The organism is Lacticaseibacillus parahuelsenbergensis, from assembly GCF_030770265.1.
In the GTDB taxonomy this organism is placed as follows: Bacteria; Bacillota; Bacilli; order Lactobacillales; family Lactobacillaceae; genus Lacticaseibacillus; species Lacticaseibacillus casei.
Window position 1 is genome coordinate 2668625 of sequence record NZ_CP132482.1, and the last position, 14260, is coordinate 2682884.

Genomic DNA, 14260 nt, shown 5'->3' on the forward strand with positions numbered 1-14260 from the left:
CGCCTTGACCTGCTTTTTAATAGTCTGTTACCTATTACTTTTTTGCGGCTCCGATCAGAAATTAGGAATCAATCCTTGCCGGCCGCTTTGAAAACGCCGATAAACCATCTTACAATGCCAGTCACGGATTTTGGCTAAAACGCGTGAGTTCGCATCGTGATACCAATAGCGCAGATCGTCTTTAATGTAGAGACGATTCAGCCATGCATGGTCATGCCGCAAAAACGTGAAGCTCTCAAGTAAATCCTGCTCACGCCAGACATCTGGCAACAAAAATTGGCTCCGCGTAAAGCGCTTTAACTGTCGTCCTGAATAATAAACCCGTTCAATCCGGCCGATGAAAAATGCGGTATGCCCTTTACCGACGTATGGCGCCATTGGTGCGACAATCAGTCCACCGCGCAGCCGCTCAAACCAGTCAGTTTGCGGACTTACCTTAATTGCATGCGTAACATCTTTTGGTAACCGGAAGTCCAAAACCAACCCATCCGGACGGCGAACCCGTACAACGATATGTTGCTTCTTCATGTTACCACCCCACTTACCTTGGCCCCTAAGGCGACTTGTACTGCTGAAAAAAGTTTAACACGAAATGTTCGGATTTGCATAAAGAACGTTTGTTTCGTTAATTAACCCTCCGCCAAACTAACCAACCTCGGCGACGCAAGCGGTGAATTCAAATGTGAACACAATCACCACAAAGATATAATAGAATATTGCATTTGCCTTCACATTTCATTCACACACTGTCGGTAGTATAAGAAACATAGAAATGAGCCACCCACTCATTCCTACAAACCCCAACCCAACTTTTTCATTTTTACTCCTCCAAAGTAGAAATCGTCGATCGTCCCCCAAACGATCAGACACCCCCAGCAGACCGCCCACCCAGCGGTCTGCTTTTTTTGAGCGTGAGCTGGCGCGCTTAGGAGACGGAGTGTAAGTGGCCTTGGGCGTGATGGCGCTCTTTGCCATTGCGACCAAGGTCCTTACACGCAGGCTCCTGCGCCAGCGAACGCGTTATAGAACACGAAAGTCCACCTCCTTATTTGCCGCCAATAGAACATCACCCAACGCAAAAAAGCCTCCCACATCATCGGGAGACTTTTCCGCCTACAAACACACACCTACCGCTTAAACAACGCATACAAAGCATCCGGCGTCCGCGCCGCCTGAAACGCCTTGACAAAATCCTCATGCGTCAGCAACTTCGCCGTATTCGACAAATACTTCAAATGACTACCGCTATCATGCTCCGGAATCAAAAACGAAATCACGGCTGTCACCGGTTTACCATCAAAAGTCTTCCAATCAACCGGCTGTGCCAAATGCAACACCAGCATTGCCGACTGCTTAATCGTGGCATCCTGAGCGTGCGGAATGGCGATGCCTTTTTCCATCCCAGTCGAACCTTCCTCTTCCCGCGCAACATACTTTTTGAAAATGGCATCGGCATCCGTAGCAAGGCCATTCTTAACCGCCATGTCCGCCAAATAGTGTAAAACATCGTCACGCGTTTTCGCAGGTACGTCAACTTCGATATTTTCCTTACTCAAAATGTCACTCGGGTCAAAAGTTTCGTTGGCCTGATCATCGACCGGCGCCGGCTGGTTGCGTGCCGGGTCAACCTTCACCGGTGCCGCCGTCGCATCGTCTGCAGCGCCTTCTGTTGCCAAAGCCGCTTCAACCACGCCGGTTTTCACGCCGCGTTTTCTAGCAGAGCGCCCGGCAATCATGGCTAAAAGAACGCCTGAGGCAGCAGCACCGACCAAGATCCAGGCGACCCAGAGAAACGGCTTGTTCACCAGTGGCAAAACGATGAACCCGCCATGGGGTGCCGGCACTTGAATGCGCGACATGTACGTCAGCACTGCCGCGATCGCTGAGCCGACCATAAAGGCAGGAATGTTCATCAGTGGATTTTTGGCCGCGAACGGAATTGCGCCTTCGGTAATATGCGTCGACCCTAGCAAAGCATTGACGTAACCGGCACTGCGCTCGTCACGATTGTAAGCTTTAGGATTCAGCAAAACCGAAATCGTGGTTGCCAGTGGCGGCGCAATGCAGGCGGCTGACACGCCAGCCATGAAAAAGTAATTACCTTGTGCGAGTAATGCGGTACCTGTCAGATAGGCAGCTTTGTTAATCGGCCCGCCAAAGTCGGCAGCACACATGACACCGACCACGACACCTAAAATAATCGGGCTGGAACTTTCAAGTCCTTTTAACCACGCCATCAAGCCGAGATTCATCGCCTTCATGGGCGTGTTGATCAGATACATAATCGAACCGGCAATGAAAACCCCTAATACCGGATAAAGGAAAATCGCTTTTAAGCCGCGAAATTCCTTGTCAGGCATAAAGGCAAACACTTTTTGTAACATTAAAATAACCAGTCCGGCCATGTAGCCACCGACAATTGCGCCTAGGAATCCGGACCCGTTGCCGCCGTTGTAAGCGATCATCCCGACTGCCATGCCGACAATTAAGCCAGACCGCTTCGCCACGGCTTCACCGATGTATGCTGCTAAGACCGGCACCATCAAGCCCATCGCTGCACTGCCGACCGCATTGAGCATGGCCGCGAATTGGTTGTATTCGGCATTCTTCGGGTCAGCCGAGTAAATCCCCCAGAAAAATGAAACAGCGATCAACACCCCGCCGGCAACCACCAGCGGCAGCATGTGCGAAACCCCGTTCATTAAACTGGTATAAATCTTGTTGCCAATGCCGGCAGTGCTGGTTTCAACGTTTTCATCGGCACTAGCCTTGGCTGTCCCGCCTTTTGGCATATAAACCGGCGTACTGTCACTTAAGGCTTCCTTGATGAGTTTGTCCGGCTCACGGATGCCCGCTGCCACCGGAACATTGACCAGCGGCTTACCGGCAAACCGATCGGCGTCCACATCAATGTCCGAAGCGATGACAACCCCTTTGGCCCCTGAGATCTCAGCTTGCGTCAACGGATCATCCACGCCGGTCTGTCCGTGTGTTTCCACTTTGATCGTTAGGCCCATCTTTTTGGCGGCCTGTTCCAACGCTTCTTGCGCCATATAAGTATGCGCGATGCCGGTCGCACAGCCGGTTGCCGCAATCAAATCATATTTTGCCATTCTCTAACCCTCCAGTTGCTTGATTTCAATTTGCGTCAATAATTCATCTGTCTGGGTAAAATCCGTAATCCATGCGCGCCGGGCCGTGTCACTGCCGGCCGCAATCGCTAATTTCAAAGTGGCCGCTAAATCTTGCTTTTGATACAACCCGGCTAAAAAGGTGCCGAGCATGGTGTCACCTGCGCCTGCCGTGTTGAGCACGTCAATTTTAGGGGCGTTACCGACCAGCGTGACCTCATGATTCATGAACAACGCTCCGGCAGCACCCAATGAAACCAAAATGTTCTGTGCTCCGGCATCCAGTGCGCGATGACCTAAAGCCACCATGGTTGCCAGATCAGCCGCGCCGGATTGAGCAAACCAGCTCATCAACTCCGCATCATTTGGCTTCACTAACAGTGGCCGATACGCCAAAGCTTTGACGGCTTCAGGATAGGCACTATCAATGATCAACTGAAAACCTCGCTCCTGACTCAAGGCGCCCAGTTTCAGCAAAAAGCTTGGTTCAATGCCCTGCGCAAAACTGCCCGAGACGCAGAGCCAATCTTCAGCGCCAAGCGTGGTCAGTTGTTGATATAATTGTTTTAATGTTGCCGCGCTAATTTGGGGACCAGGATTGACCAGTTTGTATTCCGTGTTGTCACTCACGACCCGCGTAAACACATTAATCCGGGTAAACCCGGCATCTTTATAAAAATGATTGCGAATGCCCTGCTGCGTCAAAAAGTCGGCAATATAATCCAACGTAAAGCCACCGCCCACGCCAAGCGCGACATTATCTACTCCGCGCCGCTTCAAGATACAGCTGACATTGACGCCTTTCCCATTCGCCTGAATATCATAACTATCTGTCCGATTCACCGTATTGGGCGCCATTGTCTGGGTTTTAATAAAAAGATCAATGGCGGGATTTAACGTCAGGGTATAAATCAAATTAACCGCTCCTTCATGTCATTCGGTTTTGCTTATTTCTATGTTAACCGCTTTCATGCGAAAAGAGTTTTCTGCTTTCAGCGATTTTGGTACCGGATCGAAAATGTTTTTCAGGAGGTTGTTTATGGCCACACTCAGTCCAACAGAAGCGTATCTTTGGGATTACATCGAAAACCACCAGCAGACAGTCGTCAACGCCTCGATCACACAGTTAAGCGCCGCTGCCAATGTGTCGCCCGCCACCATTGTCAGAACCATGAAGAAAAAAGGCTTCAACGGCTACACCGAATTTCGGCATGACTTGTTGAAACGCATTGGCGACGCTGAACCTTTTGGCATCCTTGATCAGGTGGATGATCAGATTAAAAAAGTGATTATGCAAAATCAAATCGAGGTGCACAACACCCTCGACAATTTAAAAGTTTCCGTCATTGAAGATTCCGTGCAATTGCTCGCCAAAGCCGAGATCGTCCTGGTACTCGCCCGCGGCTTGTCAGAATCGATCGCTTCTGAGATCACGCTAAAACTTCAGCTGCTTGGCAAGTATGCCGAATTTTTCAGTGATCCCAACATTATTCAAACCATTGCCGGACAGATCAGTCCAAAAGCAGTCGCCCTCACGATTACCTTGAACGGTGAAACGCCTGAACTCGTCGCCGCCGCCAAAACGCTGGCAGCACGCGACATCCCGCAAATCATTTTGACGACCAACGCCGAAGCGCCCATTGTCCAATACGCTGATGAATTATTTGTGGGCTATAAATCAAAGGCCGCCTATTTTGACAAATATGAAGTGGCTTCGCGTTTGCCATTGCAAGTGATGAGTCGGATTTTACTGGATAGTTATGTGGTGCGGAAGCGGAAGCAGGCGCATTGATCACGTTCTGTCGTTTTTAAAGACTGAACATTCAACATACTAAAAATTCAGTCGAGCTACTTTTTATACCAGACATGCAGCTATTTTTAAATAACATAAGTTTGTTAATCTACAAGTCTCAACCAATTGCAAAAATTGTCTTGTTCAATTGATAATATATGCTATGCTAATTGCTAAATCAGGTTGTAACGCGAAAATGTGTCAGACCTAATACCATTCAGGAGAAACAAAATTGGACTCGAAAGTACATTACAAACGCTACAAAAGCGGTAAGTTCTGGATAACCGCACTGATCTCAGTCTCGTTTAGCATCATCGGCAGCTTAGCCGTTCCACAGCTTTGCGAAGCCGTTCCCGTTTACGCAACTTCAATAACAGATGTTTCAATTAAGGTTGGACCTAATGAGTTTTCCCAGTATTTTAAACTCAGCGGTTCAGCCTCTTTTTATCCCAAAGATTCAAAGACGCAAGTGCAACTCACGCCTAACTTACCCGATCGAACAGGGAGCGTTGCCTTAAACACCAAGATTGATATGAGCCAAAGCTTCACACTCAAGGGCCGGTTGTATCTGGGCGATGACCCGGACGGCGCTGATGGGGTTGCTTTTGGATTCGCCGATACGAAACCCGGTGTGCTTGGTGATGCCGGAAATGCTTTTGGCTTAGGTGGGCTAAAAAACGCTTTTGGGGTTAAATTCGATGTGTATTATAACGGCGTTCGGACAGAGGGAGCTTTGCCAGATGTTTATCGCGCCAACCAAATGAACGTTATCTACACGGACGACGCAAAGGGTAACATAGTAGCTGGCGTCGACGGTGGCGAAGGCGTGAGTCACGCTAAAATTCAGGGCGCAAACGGCCAATACTCCGAGTTGATCGTCAATTACGATGGTGACAACCGGATCATGACCGTCACTGGAAGCGGTGCGACGATTAAATTCAATGCAGCACCCTATATCAAAAACGATCAACTGTCGATGTTCATCTCCGGGTCAACTGGCGGCAAAATGAATCAACACGTGTTCGACTTTGAATCGTTTAGCTTTACCCCGGGATTAGACACGGTGAAAGAAAACTTAAAAAACAATCTGACCCCCACGATCACCGCACCTAAAAACGCTATTAATCAAGATCCCACATTGACGAATGCGCAACGCAAGCAATTGTGCGATGCGATTGATCAGGCGCTTCAGAACGGAAAATCCGCGATTGACCAGGCGACTAAAACCGGTGATGCCATTGCGGCTTTCGATACGGCAAAGGCCAAAATTGACGACATTCACAAATCCGGTCCGCCCCTAGCCGATCAAAAGGCGACACAAAAGCAGGCGTTGAAAGCCAAGCGTGATCAGATTGCCGATGTAAGTTATAAAGATTATGCGTTAACGATGGCTGAAACGAAGCAACAAACGCTCGCTGCTGATAAGGCCTTGGCAGACGCAACAGCGGCGGTTGATGCGGCCAGTGATGCAAACGGCATTAGTCAAGCAGCGGAAAACGGCCTGAAAAAAATTGCTGCGGCCTATCAACCAGGCGTGCCTTTAGCTGACCAAAAAGCCGCCCAAAAGAACGCACTCGCCAATGCAGCAACCAGTGCTAAGCAAACCATTCAAAAAGACCCGACTTTGACAACTGCACAGAGGAAAAAGCAATTCGGCCTCGTTGACAATGCCGTGACAGATGGGGAAACCGCCATTGATGCAGCCAATACTGCTGATAAAATCAACAAGGCTCTTGCAGCTGGTAAAATCAGCGTCAATCAAGTGCATCAATCCGGCGTACCCTTAGCTGACCAAAAAGCCGCAAAGAAGCAAGCATTGAAAACCAAGCGTGATGAAATTGCCGACACTAGCACCAAAGATCTGACACTAACAATGCAAGAAACGAACGATCAAATTGCCCAAGCCGACAAGGCACTATCAGCGGCTAATGCAGCCATTGATGCAGCAGCCGAGGCAGATATCGTCAATCAAGCGGCAGCAGACGGGCTACAAAAGATTACCGACGCTTATCAACCGGGAGCCTCTTTAGCTGACCAAAAAGCGACACAGAAAAAGGCCTTGAAAGCCGAACGCGACCGAATTGCGGACGTGAGTTATAAAGATTATGCGCTAACACTTGCTGAAACGAATAAACAAACCAGCGTTGCCGATCAGGCACTAGCCGATGCCAGTGCGGCCGTTGATGCAGCAGCAAGTGCAGATGCCATCAACAAAGCGACCGCTAGCGGCCTGAAGCAAATCGCCGCGGCCTATCAACCTGGGGTTCCCTTAGCAGACCAAAGAACCAAGCAAAAGCAAGCATTGGCAGACACAGCTACCAAGGCCAAGCAATTCATTCAAAGTGATCGAACTTTGACAACTGCTGAAAAGAAGACCCAACTTGCTAGCGTTGATACAGTGTTAAAAGATGGCGAAGCTGCCATTGATGCAGCCATTACTGCTGATAAAATCAACAAAGCCGAAGCAACTAGTGCGTCTGCCATTTTAAATGTTCATCAACGCGGAACCGACCTCGCCGATCAAAAAACTGCTCAAAAACAAGCATTGAAAACCGAACGCGATAAGATCGCGGACATCAGTTTTAAAGATCTGACGTTAACGATGGCTGAAACCACTCACCAAACGGATACGGCCGATCAGGCGTTAGCAGCTGCCGAAACGGCCATTGATGCTGCCACTGATGCGGATGGCATCGTGCAAGCAGCCGATGATGGCCTACAAAAAATCACGGCCGCCTACCAACCCGGCATCCCGTTAGCTGATCAAAGAGCCGCACAGAAAAAAATGCTGGCAACCGAAGCCGCCAACGCTAAGCAAACGATTCAAGCCGATCCGACTTTGACAACCGCAGAAAAGCAAACGCAACTTGCGAGCGTTGATACCGCTTTGACAGATGGCGAAGCGAGCATTGACGCTGTTGGCAATGCCGACAAGATCAACAAAGCTGCGGCAGCCGCCAAAGACAAGATCAACAAGATCCCGCAATCCGGGGTCGCCGTTGCCGATCAAAAAGCAGCGCAGAAAAAGGCGTTGCAAGCCAAGCACGATAAAATCACTGATGTCATTAATCAGGATCTGACACTGACAAGTGAAGCCCAGAAGCACCAGATTAGCCAAGCTGATCAGGCTTTTTCTGACGCCAGGGCGGCTATCGATACAGCTGCCGATGCAGATACCATCAACCAAGCTACCGAAGATGGTTTAAAAGCAATTGCTGCGACTTATCACCCGGGAACGCCATTAGCTGACCAAAAAGTTGCGCAGAAACAAGCACTTAAAGCTGAACGCGATCGAATCGCCGAGGTCAGCAACAAGGACCTCGCGTTAACCATGACCGAAACGAATCACCAAATCAGCGTCGCCGATCAAGCCTTGACAGATGCCAGTACAATCGTTGATGCCGCGGCGAGTGCGGACGCAATCAACCAAGCAACCGCAGACGGCCTCAAAAAAATTGCCGCCGCATATCAACCCGGCGTTCCGTTAACCGACCAAAAAGCCGCGCAAAAAAAGGCCTTGGCAAATGATGCCGCCAATATTAAGCAAGCCATTCAAGGCGATCCAACGTTGACAACCACGCAAAAGGCCCAGCAAGTCGCCAACGTTGACACCGCCTTGGCTGATAGTGAAACTGCGGTTGATACAGCGAAAACAGCTGATGCCATCAACAAGGCCGTGGCCGCTGGCAAAACGTCTATCAGCAACGCGCACCAACTCGGCATCGCCATCGCCGATCAAAAAGCTGCGCAGAAGCAGGCGTTGACTTCCAAACACGCTGAAATCACTGATGTTATCAACAAAGATCTCACGTTAACGAACAAAGAAATGAAGCGGCAAATAAGCCAAGCTGATCAGATGCTAACGGATGCCAAAGCAGCAATTGATGCTGCTGCCGATGCAGATGCCATTAACCAAGCGGCTGATAACGGGCTCAAAAAGATCACTTCAACTCATCAATCAGGCACACCGCTGGCTGATCAAAAAGTCGCGCAAAAGAAAGTGTTGGCCGATGCAGCCGATAAGACCAAACAAAGCCTTCAAGGTGATCCGACCTTGACCACGGCGCAAAAGCAACAACAACTTACTAGCCTCGACGCTGCCCTAGCTACTGGCGAAGCCAACATTGACGCAGCAACTAGCGCTGACGCCATCAACACAGCTGCAGCGGCGGGTCAGGCCAACATCACCAACGCCCACCAATCCGGAGCTGCCATTGCCGCTCAGCAAGCCCGCCAAAAACAGGCCCTACAAGCCAAACAAGCTGCCGTGATCGATCGCATCATCCATGACCCAACATTGCCGGCCACGGAAAAGAAAACTCAGACTGCGCTTGTTGATCAGGCTCTTTTAACTGGTAAACAAGCCATTGATGCGGCGGTGACCGCTGATGCGATTCAGCAAGCCGCCACCGTCAGTCAAGACAACATCGACAAAGCCCATCAATCCGGAATGGCAATCGATGATCAGAAGGCGGCGCAAAAGGCCCAGCTCACTGCGCAATCCAAGCAAGTTGAACAAGCCATCAAAGATACGCCTACTTTGACCACTGCCGAAAAATCTACCCAACTTGACGCAGTCGCCAAAGCCTTGACGACCGGGCTGAACAATATCGATGCTGCTACCACCGCCGACCAGATCAACGCCGCGACCGCGACTGGCAAAAACAACATCGCAGCAGCGTATCAAGTTGGCCTTCCTTTGAATACCCAAAAAGGCAACAAAAAGAAACAGCTTAACAACGCCGTCACCCAAGCCGAGCAAACTATCCAAGGTGACGTGACTTTGACATCCGCTGAAAAGCAGCAACAACTCGATAAGGTTGCTCGTACCTCCAAAACGGTTAGCGATGCAATCGATAACGCTAAGACCGCAGATGCTATCAATGCAGCGTTTGATGCCGGTAAAGTCGATATTGGAAAAGTCCACCAACTCGGCACACCTTTAGCTGATCAAAAAGATGCCCAAAAACAGGCACTGGCCAATGAGCTCGCTAAGATTCAGCAAAATATTCAAGCCGACCCAACCTTAACCACTACCGACAAGCAGCAGCAAAGCGATCATGCAGAGGCAGCCAAAACGGCAGCTGCAAATGCCATTAACAATGCCAAGTCAGCCGACGCCATCAACGCCGCGTTTGACGCTGGCAAAGCCAACCTGGCCACCACTCACCAACCCGGCGCCGCAATTGCCGCTCAGCAAGCAGCCAAAAGACAGACACTGAATCATACGCTCGCCAAGATCAAGCAAGCTATTCAGCACGATGCCACCTTGACCAAGGCCGAAAAGCAACAGCAAACCTCCTCAGCTGATAACGCAGGTCAAACGGCGGCAACAACGCTCGATGCTGCCAAAACAGCTGACGCAATCAGTGCCGCGTTCAACGCTGGCCAAGCCGCCATTAAAAAGGCGCATCACCCAGGCAAAGCCATGACAGATCAGAAAGCAGCGCAAAAACAGGCGTTAGATAACGCAGCAGCTAAAATCATCCAAGCGATCCAAGGCGACGCCACATTAACGACTGCCCAAAAACAACGACAAGTCGATGCCGCAGCCAAGGCAGCACAAGCAACGGCCGCAGCCATTGACACGGCAAAATCCGCTGATGATATCAAGGCAGCGCTCGTCGCAGGCCAAGCCACCATCGCCAACGTTCATCAACCCGGCAGTCCGATCGCCGCGCAACAGGCTACCCAAAAACAAGCGCTTGACCAGGAAGTAGCCACCACCCATCAAGCCATTCAGCATGATGCCACACTAACGGCTGCTGAAAAGAACCGGCAATTCGCTGCAGTTACCACGGCCAATAAAACTGCCCAAGTCGCCATTGATGCTGCCAAAACCGCTGACGACATTAACGCCGCGTTTAACACTGGCAAGACAGCCATTCACCAAGCGCATCAAGCCGGCAAACCTATCGCTGACCAGAAAACCACCCGCAAACACTCACTAGCCAGTGAGGTTCTTAAAGTTACCCAAACCATTCAAAGCGACCCAACCTTAACGGCGACCGAGAAAAGCCAGCAAGCCAATGCCGCTGCCAAAGCCGGAGAAACGGCCAAAACGACCGTTGAGGCGGCCAAAACTGCTGATGACATCAATACCGCATTTGCTGCTGGCAAAACGGCCATCGCCAAGACTCATCAACCTGGCACCGCCATTGCCGATCAACAGGCCGTGCAAATTCAAGCGCTGGCTCAGGCAGCCGCCAAAACTGCGCAGGCCATTCAAGCAGATCCTACTTTGACAACTGCCGAAAAACAGCAGCAAGCCACCGCGGTCACCAATGCTCAGAAAACGGCGCAAACCACCATCACGGCTGCTAAAACTGCCGATACAATTAACGCAACAGCGGCTGCCGGCCGCATCGCCATCAACAATACTCACCAAGCCGGCACCGCGATTGATCAACAGCAAATCACCCAGATCCAGGCAATCGCTGATAAAGTTGCAACTGTCAAACAAGCCATTCAGGTAGACGCAACCCTCACAACTGCGGAAAAACGCCAGCAAATAACTGCGGTCAACCAGATTGAAAAAACAACTCAGGTCGCTATTAAGGCTGCGGCCACCGCTGATGCAATCAACACTGCCGCTACAACCGGAACAGTTGCTGCAGTCAACGCCCATCAAAGCGGGCCATCCCTTGCTGACCAAAAAGCTGCTCAAAAGAAGGCCATTAGCTCCGTATCTGCTAAAGTCAAAAAGGCCATCCAGGCTGATCCGACGCTAACCACACCGGAGAAACAGCAGCAACTCACGGCTATCGCCAAAGCAGAAGCAACTGTCCTTGCCAACATCGATGCTGCCACGTCAGCAGATACCATCAACGCCGCATTTGATGCTGGCAAGACTGCGATCACCAATAGTTACCAGACTGGCACCCCGCTCGCCGATCAGAAAACGGCCATGAAACGATTGCTGGTTTCAAAGGTGGACCGCACCAAGCGAAGCATCAAAGACGACCCCACGTTAACGATAGTGGACAAGTGGCAACAAACCGCGGCCGTTGACAATATTGATCACACCATCCAAGCCATTCTCACTACTGCTGCTACAGCTGATGCCGTGCACACAGCAACTACTGCAGGTATGACCAACTGCACCAACGCCTATCAAGCCGGCCTCTCTATTACCGATCAAAAAGTACAACGTAAGCGAGAGCTAGACGCTGTGACTGCTAAAGCCGTTCAGACCATTCAAACTGACGTCACCTTAACCCCAACGGAGAAAAAAGCACAAACCGACGACGTTCATCAGGTTAATCAAATAGTCGTAGCGGCCATCAATGCAGCACAGAAAGCCGATGCCATCAACGCCGCTTTTACGATCGGTAAAATTGGCATTAACAGTGTGCACCGAGTTGGCCAGTCGTTGGAAATCCAAAAGACGCACCAAAAACAAGCAGTAACCAATGCCGCGAATAACGCTCAACAAACCATCCAAAGCGATCCAACGCTCACGGCTGCAGATAAAACACAACAAATTGCGGCTGTTGGCGAGACAGCAAAACTTGCTGCAAATGCGATCGACAAGGCCACCTCCGCCGACACGATCAAAATTGCAGCCACTAACGGCATCATCGCTATTAACAATGTCCACCAAGCCGGCACGCCGATCGCTGATCAAAAGGCCCAACAACCGACGCCTGATGTGGCAACGATCGCCACAGACAATCAAGCCATTGCCGATAACACTGCGCAAATGGTCACAGAGAAGTCCGAACAGTCTAGTACTGTTGATCAAACCGCCCAACAAGCTGAAGCTGCTCTCGACGCAACACCGACAGCCGATGCCATCAACAAAGTACTAACAGTCAGCGAAGCTACACCGGATCAGCCGCATCAGCCAATCACGTCCTCAACTCCCCAAAAAGATGCTGAAGAAAAGGTGACACAGTCCGAACACGATCAAGTCACTGAACGGATCACAGGTGATATGGTTCAGAACCATGAAAACCAAATATCTGCTAAAATCTTGCTTGTTAATCAGCCTTCATTAGACAGCACCTCAACTGATAAACAACACGATCCTGTAGAAACAATTGATACTGAAACAGACAACAAGAAGAAACAGCTCAAAACCAATACGTTGCTGACAGAGGTACAAAAAGAAATAAAAGAACGTCAAACAGACCAGAAAACAGACATCCCCAAAAGCAGCGAGCACCATAAAACTGAGATTGAGACCGACAAAGCCCATAACCTTTCGAAGCATAAACGGCTCCCTGTTCAAGAATCCCCAGAACTTGTTAATCCGACCAAACCAACAAATCAGAACGCGTCCTTACCACAAACCGGTGACAACAAGTCCCAAGGGTTAGCAGTCCTGGGTGCCCTAATCTTAGGCATTGCAGGCATGACAACATTGGGCAAAAAGCGCAAACGTATGTAAGATCAGACCATTGTGACAGCATAAAGCTGGTCAGCATTTTTGATCCAAACAAAGAAGCCTTCAATCGGACTGGCAACAGTTCGTGACTGAGGGCTTCTTTTGTTTGCGTGCGTTGACCTTATTACACCTTCTAAAACACTGTATAGCTTACGACCTACCGACTACTCATCCTGACCGATAAACCCATAAGTCGAATCCGTCTGTAACCCCCAAAATTCAGGTAGTTTGTAACTAACAGCATATTCTAACAAGCCCGGACGATCGAAAGGCAAATACGTTAACCGAAATTGCTGAATGAAGGTTTGGTTCACAGGACGTTGAGGGAAATATTGCTTCACCAACGCCGCATCAATCGAGCCCGCCAAGTTGCGCTGCGCATAAGGCAATTTATACGGATCAAGGCCACTGTCATCGCGGATTCGTTGATACACCGATACAAAAGCATCAAGTTTCTGCAACCATTCTTGCTTGAGATACGCAGCATTGATGTTGTTAATCGTGTATTGAACCGGTTGATCACCTATCATCCTCAGCCGCTGAATCACGACATAAGCGCCACTTTCACCCAAGTGCATCTTTTTTCTTACCACTGGATCGTTCCCGGGTTCGACGCTTAAAACCTTGGTCCATTCTGGCTGCGTTTTGGCCATATTGAGATCGGTTAAATAAACAACGCGGCGATGGTTCTCTTTGGCTACAAAAGTCCCACGTCCCTTAATTCGGGTAACCCAGTTCTCCGACTGAAGCAAATTAAGCACCTTAACGGCAGTTGTTGAACTGACCCCAAAACGCTCCTTAATTTCCGCTTCGCTATAAAACCGATCTCCTTGATTCAACCGGCCGCGATTAAGTTCTTTGATCAATTCATCCACAATTTCCTGATACTTTGGTTTAGCCACACGTCAGCATCCTTTCAACCTATCAGTTTCGGACTGAGTGATTTGA

At 49.8% G+C, this 14260-nt stretch carries 6 protein-coding genes; 2 read left to right on the forward strand and 4 right to left on the reverse strand.

Annotated elements, in window-relative coordinates; translation table 11 throughout:
* Positions 1-54: 54 nt before the first annotated feature.
* The 3 genes from LACPH_RS12485 to pfkB form a co-directional block, all read right to left on the reverse strand.
* Entirely contained in the window at positions 55-528 is a 474-nt protein-coding gene (locus LACPH_RS12485) for a DUF7679 family protein (protein WP_274785120.1), read from the reverse strand.
* 599 nt (positions 529-1127) lie between these two features.
* On the reverse strand, positions 1128-3113 hold the full coding sequence (locus LACPH_RS12495; protein WP_274785121.1) for a fructose-specific PTS transporter subunit EIIC: 1986 nt from the start codon (positions 3111-3113) through the stop codon (positions 1128-1130).
* A 3-nt stretch (positions 3114-3116) separates the two neighbouring features.
* Positions 3117-4046, reverse strand: coding sequence for a 1-phosphofructokinase (gene pfkB, locus LACPH_RS12500; protein WP_274785122.1), 930 nt, complete (start codon positions 4044-4046; stop codon positions 3117-3119).
* 124 nt (positions 4047-4170) lie between these two features.
* Between pfkB and LACPH_RS12505 the strand changes: the two genes are divergently transcribed.
* Together LACPH_RS12505 and LACPH_RS12510 are read left to right on the forward strand one after the other, a co-directional pair.
* Positions 4171-4923, forward strand: a complete 753-nt coding sequence (locus tag LACPH_RS12505; RefSeq protein ID WP_274785123.1) for a MurR/RpiR family transcriptional regulator — start codon at positions 4171-4173, stop codon at positions 4921-4923.
* Between the two features lie 232 nt (positions 4924-5155).
* Positions 5156-13315 (forward strand): DUF1542 domain-containing protein, encoded by an 8160-nt coding sequence (locus LACPH_RS12510; RefSeq protein WP_306387041.1) that lies wholly within the window; start codon positions 5156-5158, stop codon positions 13313-13315.
* Positions 13316-13476: 161 nt separating this feature from the next.
* Here the strand turns inward: LACPH_RS12510 and LACPH_RS12515 are convergent, their stop codons facing one another.
* Positions 13477-14214, reverse strand: coding sequence for a GntR family transcriptional regulator (locus LACPH_RS12515; protein ID WP_274785125.1), 738 nt, complete (start codon positions 14212-14214; stop codon positions 13477-13479).
* Positions 14215-14260: the final 46 nt, after the last annotated feature.

Coding starts and splice junctions, on each gene's coding strand:
- LACPH_RS12505 (WP_274785123.1), top strand. CDS start 4,171: ATGGCCACACTCAGTCCAACAGAAGCGTATCTTTGGGATTACATCGAA.
- LACPH_RS12495 (WP_274785121.1), bottom strand. CDS start 3,113: ATGGCAAAATATGATTTGATTGCGGCAACCGGCTGTGCGACCGGCATC.
- LACPH_RS12485 (WP_274785120.1), bottom strand. CDS start 528: ATGAAGAAGCAACATATCGTTGTACGGGTTCGCCGTCCGGATGGGTTG.